The sequence below is a fragment of the Streptococcus australis ATCC 700641 genome (assembly GCF_000186465.1).
In the GTDB taxonomy this organism is placed as follows: domain Bacteria; phylum Bacillota; class Bacilli; order Lactobacillales; family Streptococcaceae; genus Streptococcus; species Streptococcus australis.
Map to the genome: position 1 here is coordinate 1,406,949 of NZ_GL636091.1, position 17,712 is coordinate 1,424,660.

At 41.1% G+C, this 17,712-nt stretch carries 19 protein-coding genes; all 19 read left to right on the plus strand.

Going from position 1 to position 17,712, the window contains the following annotated elements; genetic code table 11:
• Nucleotides 1-16 precede the first annotated feature (16 nt).
• The 19 genes from hemA (at nt 17) to HMPREF9421_RS06610 (ending at nt 17,596) form a co-directional block, all read left to right on the plus strand.
• Nucleotides 17-1,273: a glutamyl-tRNA reductase gene (hemA, locus tag HMPREF9421_RS06520; protein WP_006596222.1), complete on the plus strand. Its 1,257-nt coding sequence runs from the start codon at nt 17-19 to the stop codon at nt 1,271-1,273.
• Nucleotides 1,260-2,183, plus strand: coding sequence for a hydroxymethylbilane synthase (hemC, locus tag HMPREF9421_RS06525; protein ID WP_006596223.1), 924 nt, complete (start codon nt 1,260-1,262; stop codon nt 2,181-2,183). Before hemA ends, hemC begins: the two co-directional genes overlap by 14 nt.
• A complete protein-coding gene (locus tag HMPREF9421_RS06530) occupies nt 2,168-2,893 on the plus strand; it encodes a uroporphyrinogen-III synthase (RefSeq protein ID WP_006596224.1) in 726 nt (241 codons plus the stop codon). The genes hemC and HMPREF9421_RS06530 overlap by 16 nt, the downstream gene beginning before the upstream one ends.
• Nucleotides 2,883-3,851, plus strand: a complete 969-nt coding sequence (hemB, locus tag HMPREF9421_RS06535) for a porphobilinogen synthase (protein ID WP_006596225.1) — start codon at nt 2,883-2,885, stop codon at nt 3,849-3,851. The genes HMPREF9421_RS06530 and hemB overlap by 11 nt, the downstream gene beginning before the upstream one ends.
• Before the next feature lie 8 nt (nt 3,852-3,859).
• On the plus strand, nt 3,860-5,140 hold the full coding sequence (gene hemL, locus HMPREF9421_RS06540) for a glutamate-1-semialdehyde 2,1-aminomutase (RefSeq protein ID WP_003006970.1): 1,281 nt from the start codon (nt 3,860-3,862) through the stop codon (nt 5,138-5,140).
• A gap of 13 nt (nt 5,141-5,153) precedes the next feature.
• Nucleotides 5,154-5,738: a bifunctional adenosylcobinamide kinase/adenosylcobinamide-phosphate guanylyltransferase gene (cobU, locus tag HMPREF9421_RS06545; protein ID WP_006596226.1), complete on the plus strand. Its 585-nt coding sequence runs from the start codon at nt 5,154-5,156 to the stop codon at nt 5,736-5,738.
• The gene (gene cobS / locus HMPREF9421_RS06550; RefSeq protein WP_006596227.1) at nt 5,735-6,457 is read left to right on the plus strand and encodes an adenosylcobinamide-GDP ribazoletransferase; all 723 of its coding nucleotides are present in this window, start codon (nt 5,735-5,737) and stop codon (nt 6,455-6,457) included. The genes cobU and cobS overlap by 4 nt, the downstream gene beginning before the upstream one ends.
• Nucleotides 6,454-7,065, plus strand: coding sequence for a histidine phosphatase family protein (locus HMPREF9421_RS06555; RefSeq protein WP_006596228.1), 612 nt, complete (start codon nt 6,454-6,456; stop codon nt 7,063-7,065). Before cobS ends, HMPREF9421_RS06555 begins: the two co-directional genes overlap by 4 nt.
• Nucleotides 7,066-7,157: 92 nt before the next feature.
• Nucleotides 7,158-8,693 carry an ABC transporter substrate-binding protein gene (locus tag HMPREF9421_RS06560; protein WP_006597312.1) on the plus strand — a complete coding sequence of 512 codons (1,536 nt, stop codon included), beginning with the start codon at nt 7,158-7,160 and terminating at the stop codon, nt 8,691-8,693.
• A 4-nt stretch (nt 8,694-8,697) separates the two neighbouring features.
• A complete protein-coding gene (locus HMPREF9421_RS06565; protein WP_006596230.1) occupies nt 8,698-9,459 on the plus strand; it encodes an ATP-binding cassette domain-containing protein in 762 nt (253 codons plus the stop codon).
• Nucleotides 9,460-9,472: 13 nt separating this feature from the next.
• Complete coding sequence (locus HMPREF9421_RS06570; RefSeq protein WP_006596231.1) at nt 9,473-10,243, plus strand: ABC transporter ATP-binding protein; 771 nt, start codon at nt 9,473-9,475, stop codon at nt 10,241-10,243.
• Nucleotides 10,240-11,226 carry an ABC transporter permease gene (locus HMPREF9421_RS06575; RefSeq protein ID WP_006596232.1) on the plus strand — a complete coding sequence of 329 codons (987 nt, stop codon included), beginning with the start codon at nt 10,240-10,242 and terminating at the stop codon, nt 11,224-11,226. The genes HMPREF9421_RS06570 and HMPREF9421_RS06575 overlap by 4 nt, the downstream gene beginning before the upstream one ends.
• Nucleotides 11,227-11,229: 3 nt before the next feature.
• A complete protein-coding gene (locus tag HMPREF9421_RS06580; RefSeq protein WP_006596233.1) occupies nt 11,230-12,045 on the plus strand; it encodes an ABC transporter permease in 816 nt (271 codons plus the stop codon).
• A 10-nt stretch (nt 12,046-12,055) separates the two neighbouring features.
• Complete coding sequence (gene nikA, locus HMPREF9421_RS06585) at nt 12,056-13,669, plus strand: nickel ABC transporter substrate-binding protein (RefSeq protein WP_040803030.1); 1,614 nt, start codon at nt 12,056-12,058, stop codon at nt 13,667-13,669.
• A 143-nt stretch (nt 13,670-13,812) separates the two neighbouring features.
• Entirely contained in the window at nt 13,813-14,751 is a 939-nt protein-coding gene (locus tag HMPREF9421_RS06590; protein ID WP_006596235.1) for an ABC transporter permease, read from the plus strand.
• A complete protein-coding gene (locus tag HMPREF9421_RS06595; RefSeq protein ID WP_006596236.1) occupies nt 14,748-15,557 on the plus strand; it encodes an ABC transporter permease in 810 nt (269 codons plus the stop codon). Before HMPREF9421_RS06590 ends, HMPREF9421_RS06595 begins: the two co-directional genes overlap by 4 nt.
• The gene (locus HMPREF9421_RS06600) at nt 15,538-16,329 is read left to right on the plus strand and encodes an ATP-binding cassette domain-containing protein (protein ID WP_006596237.1); all 792 of its coding nucleotides are present in this window, start codon (nt 15,538-15,540) and stop codon (nt 16,327-16,329) included. The genes HMPREF9421_RS06595 and HMPREF9421_RS06600 overlap by 20 nt, the downstream gene beginning before the upstream one ends.
• On the plus strand, nt 16,316-16,975 hold the full coding sequence (locus HMPREF9421_RS06605) for an ABC transporter ATP-binding protein (RefSeq protein WP_006596238.1): 660 nt from the start codon (nt 16,316-16,318) through the stop codon (nt 16,973-16,975). The genes HMPREF9421_RS06600 and HMPREF9421_RS06605 overlap by 14 nt, the downstream gene beginning before the upstream one ends.
• 36 nt (nt 16,976-17,011) lie before the next feature.
• Entirely contained in the window at nt 17,012-17,596 is a 585-nt protein-coding gene (locus HMPREF9421_RS06610; RefSeq protein ID WP_006596239.1) for a flavin reductase family protein, read from the plus strand.
• Nucleotides 17,597-17,712 lie beyond the last annotated feature (116 nt).

A 17,712-nucleotide genomic window follows, 5' to 3' on the forward strand; every position in this document is an offset into this window, starting at 1 on the left:
GAACGAGGCGGATAGAATGTATTTATTATATGTTGGTGTCACCCATCGTGTAGCACCCTTATCAGTTTTAGAGCGTGTACATTTTTCTGATGAGGAAAAAATTGCTGCGCTCAAAAAATTAAAAGCAGAAAAAAGTATTCTGGAGGATGTCATCCTTTCAACCTGTAACCGGACAGAGTTGTACTTAGTTGTTGATCAGTTACATACTGGTCGGTATTATTCCAAGCACTTTCTAGCGGATTGGTTTCAGATAGATGTTGAAGAATTGGAGCCTTATCTTACGTTTAAAGAGGGCAATGAGGCCTTAGAACATTTATTCCGGGTATCCATCGGTTTAGATTCCAAGATAGTTGGTGAAACCCAAGTTCTTGGGCAATTAAAGCAGGCCTTTTTGACTGCGCAAGAAACTGGAACTACTGGGATTGTACTTAATCAAGCTTTTCGACAAGCAGTGACCTTTGCAAAAAGGATGCATGATGTCTACCGGATAAATGCTCGCCCCATGTCTATTGGGTTAACTTCTTTACAAATGTTGGATAGGGAAGACCTTGATTATGAAAACACAAAGATCGTTGTCATTGGCTTAGGGGAAATTGGTCAATTGGTGACCAAATATGTGTTACAACGTCCATTTAAGTCTATCCGCTTGGTGAACCGCACCCTTTCAAAGGCAGATCCTTATTTAACGGAAGAACGGATTCAGGCCTATTCATGGGATGAGTTGGATGAGGCCGTAAAGGATGCGGATATTATTTTTACAGCCATAAAGTCAGAAGGCTATATTTTATATCCAGATATGTTGAAAACAGGAGCGATCGTTTTCGACTTGTGTTTGCCACGGACCTGCCATCCAAATCCTTCCATAACCATTCACAATATTGAAAATATCACCAGTGAATTGGAAACCTTCTTTGAAGAACGAAATGAAATTGCCAAGAATATCGAAGCAGAGATCTCCAGTGAACTAGTGAGTTTTGAAGAGTGGAAGCAGCAGTTGGGAATTATTCCTCTGATTCAAGAGATTCGAGAAAAAGCCATTCAGGCTCAAGAATCAGCTATGGAGAGTTTGTTGCGTAAACTACCAGATCTCACTGAACGGGAAAAGAAACAAATTTCCAAGCATATGAAGAGTATCATCAATCAAATTTTGAAGGAACCTTTATTGCAACTAAAAGAAATGTCTGTAGGAGAAAATTCAGAATATGACATTGCCTTGATTGCAAAAATATTCGATCTTCATAGTGGAAGGGAAGTAAACCATGAGAAGCATTAAAGTCGGAACGAGAAAAAGTCAGTTGGCTATGACCCAGACAAAAATGATGGTTGATCGTTTAAAAGAATGCCATCCTGATGTTGAATTTGAATTGGTACCGTATAAAACTCAAGGGGATCGTTTAGTACATGTTTCCCTTCAAACCATTGGGGGAAAAGGCGTTTTTGTAAAGGAAATTGAGCAGGCTCTCTTAAATAGAGACATTGATATAGCCATTCATAGTTTAAAAGATGTTCCTTCTATTCTTGTGGATGGCTGTACCATTGGGGCAATACCAGAGCGAGAAGATGTCAGAGATTGTCTGATTTATAGAGAAGAAGGCATGACCTTAGCCACTCTTCCTCAAGGAGCAGTTGTAGGGACCAGTAGTATTCGACGTCAGGTACAACTTCAAAGTTTAAGAAATGATCTTCAATTCAAACCCTTACGTGGAAATATTGATTCTAGAATTCGAAAATTACAAGAAGGTGAATGCGATGCAATCGTCCTAGCCGCTGCTGGTTTGAAACGAATTGGTTACTTGGATCAGTCACCCTCTCTGAATATAGAATTTCTAAATCCGCACGAATTCATACCTGCGGTTTCACAAGGGGCATTAGCAATTGAATGTCGGGAAGATGATGAGGAAGTCCTGGAAATATTGGCTTCTATCCATGATAAAGAAGTAGAAAACTGCATCCAATTGGAAAGATGTTTCTTAAGCTTGATGAATGCGGATTGTACCTTCCCAGTAGGAGCACATGCTCAATATATCGATGGTCACTATCACTTAGAGACTATGTTGGCGGATGCCAAAGATCGTTGCCTTTATGTAGCTCTTACGTCTAAGGATGGTAGCGATCTTCCCAAACGTGCTCTGGAGCAATTAATGGAAAAAGGAGCCTTAACAGACAAATGGTGGGAAGCTTAATTATTTTTACAAGGGAACAGGAACCTTCTGTCGAATTACAAACCCTACTGTACCAGAACCAAGTAAGATGGATGCATGCACCATTGATTTGCACGCAAGGCAATCCGATTCCACCAATGCTGGATGACAAACTGGACAAAGCTGATTGGGTCTTCTTTACCAGTGCCAATACCGTCAAATTATTTCTTCCCTATTTGAAACCTGATCTAAAGATTGCGTCGATTGGAAGCCAGACTAGTAAGCTATTAAAAGAACATGATATTGATGTCACTTTTGAGTCTAGTAGCCAGTATGGAGTTGATTTTATCAAGGAGTGGGCAAGTCGATACGGGTATCATCAAGCTATTTTGTTCCCACACAGTGATCTTGCTAATCCAACCTATCCAAAAATGTTACAAGAATTGGGGCATGATGTTTATGCTTGGCCCCTCTATCAAACTGTTGCCAATCAAGAGGGAATCGCTAAAATAAGAGAGCTTCTATCCTTAAAAGAACCATGTGTATGGACCTTTGCTAGTCCATCAGCCTGGGATGTTTTTTATCAAGAAGGGCTTTCTTTGCCAAAACATCACCAAATTGGTGTTATTGGAGAGACTACAGCAAAAGCTGTTTTAGATTGTGGTGTTTCCGTAAACTATATTCCTTCAAGTCCATCAATGGTGAAATTGGTTGAGCTGATCATAAAGGAGATTAAAGAACATGAATTTTAAAAGACATCGTAGACTAAGAAAAAATCCTCTCATGAGAGATTTGGTAAGAGAAACGACTCTCAGTGTCAATGACTTTATTCAACCACTCTTTGTAAAGGAGAATCTAGAGCAAAAAGAAGAAGTGGCCTCCATGCCAGGAGTCTATCAATTTGCCTTAGCAGATCTTCTAGAAGAAGTCGAATCCTGTGTACAACTCGGGATCAAATCCTTTATTATATTTGGGATTCCAGCTGTAAAGGATGAAGTTGGTTCAGAGGCCTCTAACCCAGATGGGATTGTTCAAAAAGCTCTTCGCTTGATTAAGCAACACTATCCAGATTTAATTCTCATAGCAGATACCTGTCTATGCGAATTTACAAGTCACGGACATTGTGGCATTCTAGATGGTGAAACGGTTGTAAACGATCTTTCTTTGGAACGCTTAGTCCAAGTAGCGATTAGTCAAGCTGAAGCGGGAGCAGATATCATTGCACCGTCTAATGCCATGGATGGATATGTTGCAGCGATTCGAGAAGGCTTAGACAAGTCTGGCTTTGACATGGTACCGATTATGTCTTATTCGGTTAAATTTGCTTCTAGTTTTTATGGACCATTTCGTGATGCTGGTGAGAGTGCTCCGGCATTTGGTGATAGAAAAACCTATCAGATGGATCCAGCAAACCGTTTAGAAGCTCTGCGGGAGGCTCAAAGTGATGAAGAAGAAGGAGCAGATTTCCTAATGGTAAAACCAGCTCTTGCCTTCTTAGATGTCTTAAGAGATTTACGAAATCAAAGCAATCTTCCACTTGTGGCATACAATGTCAGTGGGGAATACAGTATGGTGAAGGCTGCTGCTGCCCAAGGTTGGATTGATGAGAGAGCAGTGGTCCTGGAAAGTCTCATCGGAATGAAGCGAGCAGGAGCGGATTTAATCATATCTTATTTTGCCAAGGATGTAGCAGGATATTTGAAAGGCTAGGTTGAAAAATGAAACGAACACAATCAAATGATTACTTCAAGGAAGCAGAATCCATTTTCCCAGGTGGTGTCAATAGCCCTGTACGAGCTTTTAAGGCAGTCGGTGGCAATCCTCTCTTTATAGACCATGCTCAAGGATCTTATCTCTATGATGTAGATGGGAATCAATTTGTGGATTACGTGCTCTCTTGGGGACCAATGATTTTAGGACATGCTCCAAAAGATGTTCTTGAAAAAGTACAAGATGCCCTATGGGAAGGAACCAGTTATGGTGCACCGAGTCCACGTGAAATCAAACTAGGCAAGCTTATTAAAGAACGTCTCCCTTTTGTAGAGAGAATTCGAATGGTCAATTCTGGTACAGAGGCAACCATGAGTGCCATCCGTTTAGCGCGTGGGATTACCAAAAGACCAAAGGTAGTGAAATTTATTGGTTGCTACCATGGTCATAGTGATTCTTTCTTGGTTCAAGCTGGCTCTGGTGTAGCAAGCTTTGGAATTGCAGATTCAGCGGGTGTCATACCTGAGGTGGCGCGTGAGACGATTGCCCTTCCTTATAACGATTTAGATGCATTGCGAACTTGTTTTGAAGAGCATGGTCATGAAATCGCTTGTGTCATTGTAGAAGCTATTGCAGGAAACATGGGCTTGATTCCAGGACATAAAGAATTCATTGAAGAGATTCGCCGTCTAACAACAGAAGCTGGCTCTCTCTTCATTATTGATGAAGTCATGACTGGTTTTCGTGCACATTATCAAGGGGCAGTAGGCTTGTATAAAGTTGACCCTGATTTGATATGTTTGGGGAAAGTCATCGGAGGTGGTTTCCCAGTGGCTGCTTTTGGTGGTAAGGCTCAATACATGAATCAAATCGCTCCTTTAGGAGATATTTATCAAGCTGGAACCTTATCAGGGAATCCGATCGCCATGGCAGCTGGTTATGAAAACTTACGCCTATTGACCAAGGAAGTCTTTGATCACACGGTCGAAAAGACTGCTTATCTCTGTCAGGGCATCCGCAATTTAGCCGAAAAACATGGGGTAGCTCTTCAAGTGGTTTCTGTTGGAACCATGTTTGGATTTTTCTTCTCAGAAAAACCAGTATTGAATTTTGAGGATTCTAAACAAGCGGACCATCAACTTTTTGCCAAGGCACATGGGCTACTTTTGCAAGAAGGGGTTTATATTGCTCCATCTCAATATGAAAGCAACTTCTTATCAAGTGCTCATTCTTATGAGGATCTAGACCGCACCTTAGCTGCTTTTGATAAAGCCTTTAGCCAGTTATAATGAGAGGAAAAATATGGGGAAGATTGTTTTAGTCACAGGTGGTGCTCGTAGTGGTAAATCCTCCTTTGCTGAATCAAAACTCATCCAGAAGGAAGGGGTTTGTTACATCGCAACAGGTCTCATTATGAAAGAAGATCCAGAGTGGCAGGAACGGGTCAAGCTCCATCAACAAAGACGTCCACAAAGCTGGGATACGCTTGAACAATACCGGGACTTAGCTAAATGGATTGAACAAGACCATCATAGCGATTACTTATTAGACTGTGCCACTATGTTAACCACCAATCGACTGTTTGATCTGGTCAATGACTGGTACCCAGAGAAAGGTTTCTTATCAGACGAGCAGTTTTTAAGCAAGGCAGAACAAGCACGTATTTTGGATGCCCTCGTATCCGAGTGGGCTTTGCTGTTAGCTGCTATGAAGAAGCGCCAAGCTACTTTTTGGATTGTCACTAATGAAGTGGGGCTTGGCATCGTTCCGGACACTCGTCTTGGACGATACTTTAGAGATCTTCAAGGTCGGGTCAATCAATTAATTGCAAAGGAGGCAAGTGAAGTCTACTTAGTTATTTGTGGGCTAGCACAGCAGTTAAAATGATTTCAGCACTCATTATCTATACACAATTTTTTAGTCGGATTGTGATTCCCAAAGCGGTTGATCTCTCCTATGTTCGAAAAGGAGTTCCAATTTTAACGCTTTTTGGTCTCCTAGTAGGTCTCATTTCCTCCTTATTTTTTGTTTTAACTTCTTTGGTGCTTCCTGACACCATTGCCTGGATTTTAACCTTGTTCTTTGATGTGCTTCTCACCGGAGGCTTTCATTTGGACGGCCTTGCTGATACAGCAGACGGATTGTTCTCTTCACGTTCTAAGGACCGAATGTTGGAAATTATGAAAGACAGCCGTATTGGAAGCAATGGTGTCTTGGCTTTGATTTTCTATTACGGCCTTATGATCGCGATGGGACCTTATCTTCCTCAACCTAAGTGGCTTATTGTAGCTTCTTTATCGATGATTGGGAAGGTTGGTTTAACCATGCAGCTTTACAAGATGCGCTATGCACGTGAATCAGGTGGCTCTGGAAATTTCTTTTCTGGTACAAAAACTAGTTCGATCCTTTTAGCTCAGATTGTCCCACTGGCTGTCCTTATTGGAGGTTTTTGGTTAAAAGGGCTCCTTGCTTATAGTTTGGTCATTCTAGGGACTCTTGCCTTTCGCTGGTTCGTTTACCAAAAGATTGACGGGGAGACAGGAGATACCTTAGGAGCATCAGTAGAAGTAGCACAGATATTATTTTTGTTAGGAATGATCATATGACAGTAAAAAAGTGGTACCTGATTCGTCATGGGGAAACAGACTTTAATAAAAAACGTTTTTTCTACGGAAAAGCGGATGTTTCTATCAATGAAACAGGAAAAGAGCAAGCAAGTAATATTCATCAGTTGCTGAAAGGAAGAGACATTTCTCGGATCTATACCAGTCAGCTCAAAAGAACTCAAGAAACAGCTACCATCATTTTTCCAGATCAGATCCCCAAAGCATATAAAGCATTGAATGAAAGAGATTTCGGACTATGGGAGGGAAGAACGGCCAATGAAATTCAAGCTGCCTTTCCCTTAGTTTGGGAAGAATGGTTGGAAAGTCCCTTTGACGTAACTCCATCTAAGGCAGAACCCTTTCAAAAATTTAAAGATCGGGTCCAATCCATTGTCGAAGAGATTCGTGAAACAGATGATGATGAAATTGCGATAGTTGGGCATCTAGGTGTTTTGCGCTTGATTTATCAATTTTTAGTAGATCCGGAAGCTGACTTTTGGTCGATTGATATCCCTCAAGGTACTGTTTTACTCCTAGAAGACAAGGATCCTTGGGAAGAAATGTTACTTACAGAAGGTGGCGAGAAGGATCATGCAAGCGAAAGCTGATGAAGATGGAAACTGGGTCAAGAAGGTAAGAGAAATTTTCTTTTGTTCTTACTTTCTTGAAGAAAAAATAAATTAATAGAATGAGGATACAAATGAAAAAATGGAAATTTATGATCGGAGTGACTCTCATGAGTCTATCCCTTTTAGGTTGTGCAAAAACTAATCAACCATCATCACCAGAAGTAACTAAGAATGCTCAAACGGTGACGATTGGTTATACCCAGTTTCCAATCAATATCGATCCGGCAGACGAGTATAATGGTTGGTTCACCATTCGTTATGGGGTGGGAGAAACTTTATTTAAAATGAATGATCAATTAGAACCAGAACCATGGCTAGCTGAAAAAATGGAACAAACCTCACAATTGGAGTGGAAAATTACCCTTCGCAATGATGTTACTTTCCAAAATGGAGAAAAAATGACGGGTGCGAAGGTTGAATCCTCTTTGAAACGATTGATTGAAAAGAGTAAGCGTGCAGCTGCTGATCTTGGAATAGAGAGTATCCATTCTGAAGGTCAAACCGTAACTATCAAAACAAAATCAGAACAGCCTATTATGAAAAATCTATTGGCTGAACCATACTCAGTCATTGTAGATGTGGATGGAAAATCTGCATCAGATAAAGCTCCAGTAGGAACAGGACCATTTTTAATCAAGACCTATACGCCAGAAACAGGCGCTACATTAGAGGCCTATTCAAATTATTGGGGTGGTAAAGCCAAGGTTGCACAGGTCAAGATTAAATATTTCTCTGATCCAACAGCGATTTCTGCTGCCCTACAATCCAAAGAAGTTGATGCTGTTTATGGGCTCCCATATGCTAATTTAGCAAGCTTTAAAAAAGACAACCATTATAAAATATCTGAAAAAGAAGGTGGCCGTTACTTAAGCTATGTCTACAACTTTGAAGATCCTTATATAGCTGATGATCAGTTCCGTCAAGCTTTGGATACTTTGGTCGACAAGAAAACTTATACAGAATCCCTCTTTAAAGGAGCTGCTGTTCCAGCCACAGGGCCTTTCCCTTCTAGCTCTGATTTTGCTTTGGATAAAAGTGTTCATGAGTTCAATGTAGAAAAAGCGAAGAAACTGTTAGATGAGGCTGGCTACAAGGATACCGATGGAGATGGCTACCGTGAAAAAGATGGAAAGAAAGTCACGATTGAATTGCTCTCCTTTACTCGTTTACCAGAAATGCCGTTAGCCATTGAAGCTTCTCAACAACAATTAAAAGAGGTTGGAATTGAAGCGAAGATTCGTAAGGTGGAAGTGAGTGCAGTCGCAACGGAGAAAGATTATGCCTTCACACCTTATGCTGTAGTAGCTGCTCCGATTGGCGATCCATATGCTTACTTTAACTCAGCTGTCAAAACTGGGGGAGTAGGAAATATCGGTCATTATAGCAATGCGGAAGCTGATCAGAAGATCGAAGCCCTAGCAACTGAGACCGATCAGAAAAAACGGATCCAATTAAGCAAGGACATTCAAGCCCTTGTGGATAAGGATTATGGTTATACAATCATTGGATTTTATAAAGTTGCCATCGTCATGGACAAATCCATCTCTCATTTGGAATCCCATCCAACAGATTATTACCATGTAACAAATAAACTCTCGAAGGAGTAAAGCTATGTTGCAACTGACGAATGTCACGGTTTCTTCCCCGTCCAAGATTATTTTAGATCAACTTTCTCTAACCGTTTCGGCAGGTGAAGCAGTCGGAATCGTCGGAGAAAGTGGCAGTGGCAAAACAACGATTTTAAAACTGCTTTTGGGTCTTCCCTTGAATGACTTAGTCATTACCCAAGGCAGTATTTCTTATAGGGATCAGGCCATCAGCCCACAAAAGAAGCGGGTTTCTTATCCCTTTGTAGGGACAGAATTGGCCTGGGTGACGCAGCAGTCCAGTCTAGGTTTTAACAACAACCGTAAAATCAAAGACCATTACGAGGATCTCGTCAAGAGTCATCGCTCTCAAGTAGAAAAGATGAGATCTTTAGAGGAATGCCTCCAGATGGTTGGCTTAGATCCAGCACAGGTACCATCAAAGTATCCTTTTGAACTCAGTGGAGGTATGATGCAACGAGTGGCCATTGCTTTGGCCTTAGCCACTCATCCTAAATTGCTCTTGGCAGATGAGCCGACCAGTGCCCTGGATGTTCTCTCCAAGGAATCGTTTATTCAAACCTTGATTCAATTGCTAAGGACCGAAGAATCCAGCCTCTTATTTGTCACTCATGATATGAGTGTCGCTAAAAAGTTGGCAGATAGGATCTTGGTTATGAAGGAGGGGAGGATTGTGGAAGAAGGAAGACGCGACCAAATTTTCCAAAATCCGCAACATCCCTACACCCAGAAATTACTAAGGGCTATTCCCAAACTAAAATTGTAGCAGGAGTCACCAAATGACCTATTTACTCGAATGTAAAGATCTCACTCATCATTATCAAGATCCACTTCATCATCAGGCTGGTGTTTTTGATGTGTCCTTTACTCTAAATAAGGGTCATCGGCTTGGTTTGGTCGGAGAATCTGGTTCGGGTAAAAGTACCATTGCCAAAATTCTGAGTCGACTCCTGGATGTGCAAGAGGGAAGGATTCAGTTTCTGGGGCAATCGCTGACAAGTTTTACTGACCTTGAGCTTTACAAAAAGGTCCAGTACATCTCTCAACAGCCTCAAGAAGCCTTTCATCCCAAAAGGACCTTACAAGCAAGTTTAGAAGAGGTTTGCCAGAATTTTAAGATTTGTAAGACTAAGAAGGAGATGGAAGAGAAGATTCACCAACTCCTGGAAAGGGTTGGCTTGGATCCTGTCCTGGCCCAGCAATTTCCCCACCAATTAAGTGGTGGAGAATGTCAACGGATGGCCATTGCCAGGGCTCTCTTGGTCCAACCTGACTTATTAATTTGTGATGAGATCACCAGTGCCTTAGACGTGACCGTCCAAGAGGGAGTGATGGAACTCTTAGAAGAGATTCAGAATAGCTCCCAAACATCTTTTCTCTTTATTTCACACGATATTGCGCTGGTCAGCCAATTTTGTGATGAAATCATGGTACTAAAAGATGGAAAAATTCAAGAGAATGGGGTGATGTCAGACGTTTTGCGAAATCCTCAGTCGGACTACACCAAACTGTTGATGAAACCTTATCAGGAAGAAGGAAGGGAGCCATGACAAGATATTTCATCAAATTACTATTTCAAATGGTTTTGATCCTGCTCTGTGTTAGTTTTCTTTCTTTCTTGTTAGTGTATCTGGCTAAAGGGGACCCTGCAGAAAGTATCTTAAATGCGCAAGGAATTCCTTATACCAAAGAACTACTAGAGATAAAACGAGCTGAGATGGGCTTAAACGATAGTTTTATTTTGCAATATCTGAGATGGTTAGGAAACATCCTCCAGGGAAATTTTGGGATCAGCTATCGTACAGGAGCCCCAGTTTGGGATCAATTGGTCTTTTACTTTCCAAATACGATCTATCTAGGGATCCACATCTTGCTGGCAACCCTTGCCATATCCCTTCCTCTCTCGATTTATGCAGCCTATCATATCGGTAGTCGACTGGATCGATTGATAATGACGGTCTGCGCATTTTTAAATGCCATTCCTAGTTTTGTCATTGGAATTCTCTTGATGCTTGTCTTTTCAGTCAAGCTTGGCTGGTTTCCTATTCAGTCAACCGCAAATGAATGGGGCTTAATTTTACCGATTTCTACCATGGCGCTGACCATGTCTACACGCTATATTCCTCAATTGAGAACGGCTATCATTGATGAGCTGCAGTCGCCAGCAGTAGAAGGCGCAAGAGGACGTGGCATACCGGAAGGTCGCATTCTTTTTAAGGATGTCTTGTATAATACCCTTCCCTTTTTGTTGACATTGGTGAGTTTGTCACTGGGTTCTCTGTTAGGAGGTGTTGCCATTATAGAGTATTTATTCTCTTGGCCAGGCATCGGAAAAATGCTGATTGCAGTTGTGGTCAATCGGGATTATCCTCTGGTCCAAGGAGCTGTTCTGGTGATTACACTTGGGGTATTGCTTGTTAATTTCACCACCCAAGCCTTGATCACCTGGTTAAATCCTAAGGCCCGTCTATCGCAACCAACCCACTTCCTTCTTTTTAAGAAAGAGGCTAGTCCTAAAGGAAATGGAGGCTAAGCGATGAAAAAAGTTAGTAACCGCAACCTCTATCTCTTGGCTGGATGCCTTCTCTTGGTCCTCTTGATTTCTTGTCTGTCTCCCTTCTTTTTAGGAGACAGCATTACCAAGGTCCATTTAGGAAATGCCCTCCAAGCACCCAATAGTCAAGAATGGTTTGGTACAGATGCCGTGGGCCGCTCTGTATTTGCTCGAACCCTAAGTGGTGGGGTACAAACCATTGTGCCTGCAGTTGGGATCCTTCTCTTTGTCACCCTAGTTGGTTCTTTTATTGGAGTGACCAGTGCCTTGATCGGTGGGAAGTTGGATCGCGCTATTTTCTTGTTTATTACGGCTTTTCAGTCCTTTCCATCTATCGTCTTAGTGATTGCTATTGTGAGCCTGTTAGGAGTAGGTTTGCAACAAACGGTCATAGCGATTGGCTTAACGGCTTGGACCAAATATGCCTACATCACTCGGTCGCTGACCCTGCGTTTAAAACATGAATTCTATGTTCAATCAGCAAAAATGTACGGAAATAACTTTTGGAACACCATCAAAAATTACTATGTTCCTAGTTTATTTCCGCAAATTGTCACTACCATGACTTTTAATGTTTCGACGATCATCATGGAGATTGCTGGCCTTAGTTTTGTTGGACTAGGCGCGCAAGCACCGTCTCCAGAATGGGGAGCCATGATGAATGATGGTCGCACCTATATCCAGGAGGCTCCCTGGATCGTCGCTTTTCCTTGCATCTTCTTAATCGGGGTCATTTTATTGATTACAAAATTTGGAGATGCCTTACAAACTAGTGTTAATAAAAATAATCAATCATGAGGTTTTTATAATGAAGAAATTTTGGAAATTAGCTGTTACGAGTTTAGCAGTTTTGTGTTTAGCTGCCTGCCAGCAGAATGGCAAGTCTGCAGACAGCAGCGCTGAAAAAGATAAAATCACCCTTGCCTGGGGCGAAGACTTTGGAGATGTCAATCCACACGTATACAACCCGGATCAATTTATTATTCAAGATTTGGTGTATGAAGGTCTTGTCCGTTATGGAGACAATGGGAAAATTGAGCCTGCCTTAGCTGAGAGCTGGAAAGTTAGTGAAGATGGGAAAACCTATACTTTCAACTTGAGAAAAGCCAAATTCTCAGATGGCTCTGATTTCAACGCAGCCAATGTGAAGCGGAATTTCGATACGATCTTCTCAAAAGAAAACAAAGGAAACCATGAATGGTTTAACTTTACCAATGTTTTGGATAGTTACAAAGTTGTTGATGATCATACCTTTGAAATTACCCTTAAAGAACCATACAGTGCCACACTTTACGATCTTTCTATGATTCGTCCAATTCGTTTCTTAGCAGATGCCAGCTTCCCGGATGGTGATGATACAACTAAGAATAAAATCAAATCCCCTATTGGTACTGGTCAATGGGTGGTCAAAGATAAAAAATCTAACGAATACATCACTTTTGCACGGAATGAAAACTACTGGGGTGAAAAACCAAAACTGAAAGAAGTGACCATCAAGATTATTCCAGATGCCCAAACACGTGCTTTAGAATTTGAATCTGGAAAAGTAGATTTGCTGTATGGAAATGGTGTGATTGGTTTAAATACCTTCGCTCAATACAAGAAAGATAAGAAATATACAACGGATGTTTCGCAACCAATGTCTACTCGCTTGTTGCTCTTGAATGCCAAACAAGAAGTCTTCCAAGATAAGAATGTTCGTAAAGCTATTAACCATGCCATTAACAAAAAAGAAATTGCAGAGAAATTGTTCATGGGGGCAGAAACTCCTGCCGATACCATCTTCTCTAAATCAACTCCACACTCAGATGCTGGCTTAAAACCATATACATTTGACGAAAAAGAAGCAGAAAAAATGTTGGATGCTGCTGGTTGGAAGAAGGGATCTGATGGAATCCGTGCCAAAGATGGCAAGAAGATGGAATTGAATTTCCCTTACATTTCTACAAAAGCAACTGATAAAGATCTTGCAGAGTATTTCCAAGGCGAATTGAAGAAAATTGGTGTCGAAGTGAAATTGACGGCCATGGAAGAAGACGATTATTGGGCAAATGCGAAAACAGGGAACTTTGATATGATGCTCACTTTCTCTTGGGGAGCTCCATGGGACCCTCACGCATGGATGACAGCATTGACAGCTGAGTCTGCACATGGTCACCCAGAAAATGTTTCTCTTGAATCCCTTCCAATTAAGAAAGAATTGGATGAAACCATCAAACAAACCTTGACAGAAGCTGACGAAGATAAAGTAGATGCTGGCTATAAGAAAGCTTTGACCTTGCTCCATGAAGAAGCAGTTTATATCCCATTGACTTATCAGTCAGTGATCTCTATTTATCGTACAGGTGAGTTGAAAAATGTTCGTTTTGCTCCAGAAGAAAATGCCCTTCCAGTTCGCTATATCGAAAAAGTGAACAAATAAGGACAAGGTCTTGAATGAAGTAGACAATGTGGCCTCCATCAAAGTGACAATCCTTTTATTTTGATATGGAACTCCGCTTTAGAGGATCAATGTTGATCTTTTAAAGCGGATTACATTGTTTTAGGATCTACGTTTTATATGATATGAAAGCTGTTTTAAAAAAAATTATTAGTTTTATAAGTGGTTTACTAGTTATCTCTATTATTACCTTTATCCTCACAAAATTTACGTCGCAGGATCCAGCAGAGAATTATCTGCGAATTCGGCATTTGCCAATCACTCCAGCAGCTCTTGAAAATGCAAGAAGCTATTTGGGCTTGGACAAATCCTGGATTGAACAATATCTATCTTGGTTCGTAAAAGTTCTTCACCTGGACTTTGGAACCTCTTATTTACTGAAGGAATCCGTTGTCAGTTTAATTGCTGGTCGTTTCCTATCCACTTTTTATTTAGGAGTGACTTCCTTTATTCTGATTATTGTCGTTTCTATTCCCATTGGGGTTATCAGTGGCTTGAAGACCAATTCCTTCTTTGACAAATGCGTGCGCTTCCTTGGCTTTACCTCGGTATCCATGCCTGCCTTTTGGTTGGGATACATGTTGATTTTTATTTTTTCTGTGAAATTAGGCTTATTGCCTGTATCTGGTAAAAATGAACCTCTCAGCATCGTCTTACCAAGTATCACCTTAAGCTTTTCGCTGATTGGCCAATATATTGCCTTGGTGAGAAAGGCTGTATCGACCCAGTTGGAGAGTCCACATGTTGAAAATGCGCGCATGAGAGGGGTTAAACTACGCTATCTTTTACCCAATCATATTCTTCGAAATGCTTTGCCATCCATTGCGACTGGTTTAAGTCTAACCTTTGTCTATTTGATGACGGGTTCCTTGATTGTTGAAGAAGTCTTCTCCTGGAATGGATTAGGCAGTTTGTTTGTAGAGGCGATTCGATCGATCGATACTCCCTTAATTCAGGGATGTATGATGTTATTTGGCTTGCTATTCTTATTGAATAATGGCATGACACAAGCTGTCAACCACTGGATTGACCCACGAGTAAGGAAGAGAGGTAATGAATCATGAAAAAAAGTGTGATGTTTTCTATTTTCATATTAGGTCTCTTGGTTTTCCTTGCTTTGTTTGCCTCCTTTATAGCGCCTTATGATCCGCAATATGTAGATGTTTCTAATAAGCTCTTAAGTCCAAGTCCCCAACATCTTTTAGGGACAGACCAATTGGGAAGAGATGTTTTTTCGAGACTCTTATATGGTGCACGCTATTCCTTATTCTTAGCCGTCGCAATTAGTGTCTTAGAAGTAGTGACCGGCTTTATCGTAGGTTTGGTTGTAGGTTGGTATCAAGGAAAAATGGAAGGTGCCTTTCTTTGGCTGACCAATGTCTTGATGGCCTTTCCGAGTTTTCTTCTTTCACTTGCTACTGTTGGAATCTTGGGACAAGGGATGAGCAATATGATCATTGCCATTGTCATTATCGAATGGATCTACTATGCAAGGATTGTGACAAATCTGGTCATTTCTACCAAACAAGAGCCCTATGTGATTAGTTCCCAGATCATGGGAATGGGGTCATTTCATATCCTCAAAAACCATATTTTGCCCTTTATCTACAAGCCCGTACTGGTGATTCTTCTCATGAACATCGGGAATATCATTCTGATGATTTCTGGTTTTTCTTTCTTAGGAATTGGAGTCCAACCCAATGTTTCGGAGTGGGGCTTAATGTTGCATGATGCGCGGGCTTACTTCCGAGTGGCGCCTTGGATGATGATCGCACCAGGCTTAGCTATCTTTTTAACCGTCATTTCCTTTAACCTATTTGGTGAATATATCGAAGAGAAAGGAGAGAAGAATGGAATCATTCATCATTAAAGATCTTTCTCTTGTCGATCAGGAGGAGTCTCGTCTGGATCGGGTTTCTTTCACCCATCCCTTAGGCCAATCCCTGCTAGTGGTGGGAGAAAGTGGATCTGGAAAAACGCTCTTAACTAAGGCTTTAATAGGAATTATCCCTCGGAACATGAAACAGACTGGATCGATTCATTATGGGGATCTCCATCTAGATTCTTTTTCAGACAAAGACTGGAACGCCTTTAGAGGGCAAAAGATCGCCTATTTGGTTCAAAATCCCATGTCCATGTTTAATCCCTTTCAAACGATTTGGACGCATTTCTATGAGACCATAAAAAGTCACTCAACTCTTTCCAAAAGTGAATGCCGCAAGAAAGCTCTTGACGTTCTAGAAAAGGTTCGGATCGCAAATCCAGAATCGGTTCTCCAGCAATACTCCTTCGAACTAAGTGGAGGCATGCTCCAACGGATTATGTTAGGCATGATCTTATGTCTAGATCCAGAAACGATTATACTAGACGAACCAACCTCAGCAGTCGATCGGGTGAATCGTGAGATGATCCTAAGCTTGATCAAAGACTTACTGGATCAGCACAAGACGGTTATTACCGTTACCCATGACTATTATTTAGCGAGGGAACTCGGGGGCAATATGTTGGTCTTGGAGAAGGGCAAAGTCGTTGAATTTGGAAAAACTGAGGATCTTTTGACAGCTCCAAAAGAAAGCTATACCAAGGAATTATTCTTAGAACAAGATTTGAAGCAGGTGATCAGAAATAATGCTGGAATGTAAAGATATTACGGTCAACTATCAAGGAAAAACTGTATTAGACCATTGCAATCTATCCATCAAAAAAGGCGAAATTGTTGGAATTATGGGAGAAAGTGGGAGTGGCAAGTCTACGCTGGCAAGAGTCATCTTAGGAATTGAACAGCCAAGTCAAGGACAGGTTCTCTTAGATGGCAAAACCTATTCCATCAAAGAGGACGGTGTTCGCATCTTGGTCGTTTTCCAAGATTCTTTTCACGCAGTCAATCCACGATTTACTGTGAGAGAAATCTTGCTAGAAGCTCTTCCCAAAGATTTTCCGATGGAGCAGGTCGACACTGTTTTAAAAGAGGTAGGTCGTCTACCATCAGAAGTACTAGAAAAAAGAGCAAGAGAATTAAGTGGTGGCCAGTTGCAAAGAGTTTGCATTGCCAGAACCTTGCTCCTAAACCCAGATGTCATTATTTTTGATGAATCTCTCAGTGGTTTGGATCCCAAAACCCAGGTACAGATTTTACAATTGCTTTATAAGATTCATGGTAAGTATCAGAATACCTTTATCTTCATCGCTCACGATGAGCAATTGTGCCGGGCCATTTGTGATCGCATCCTGATCTTAGAAAATGGCCAATTTACCCGTGAAATTCAGGATCTAGCGGAAGCTACCTGATGTTCCGGAACAAGAAGCAATAAAAAGGAGAAAAGTGTGAAACAAACATTTGAAACACGTAAATTATATTTTGGATTTCCTGTATTTTTCTTAGGATACAAGGATGATGCGCATGGATATAATATTTCGACCTCTAGTTCAGCCTATACTCTCGGTAGTATGATGGTAGTCGCTATGAGAACCAAAGGAAATGCCGTCACAGAAATTAAAAAACACGGATCGTTCACCGTGAATATCCCTACAGAGGAGCTCTTAACAGAGGTTGAAATTGCTGGTTTCAATAGTCGCAAGGACAAGTTTGCTCTTACAGGTCTAGACTATACAATTGGGGAAACAGTAGACGCTCCAATGGTAACGGCTTGTCCAGTTTCCATTGAATGCCAAGTTGTTGAATTTGTCGAATGTGGAGCATTGACCAATATTATCGCTCGTGTAACCCGTCGTGAAGTAGAAGAAGACTTGATTGACGAAGATGGTACCTTCAAGAGCGATACTTTCTCACCGATCAGCTATATTGGAGATGGAGCTGGCCGTTATTATAGAAACTATAAAGACGGTGGCGTTCAAATGGGAAGCATCATCAAGAAATCAGAGAAAATGAAGAAAGTGATAGTTAGTTAATAATGACTATATCAAGTAATAATTCTGATTGCAATTGGAACATAAAACAGCACACTGGATAAATCCAGGGTGCTGTTTTAATGAGAATTGTTTCTTTCCATTTTTTAAAACAAGCT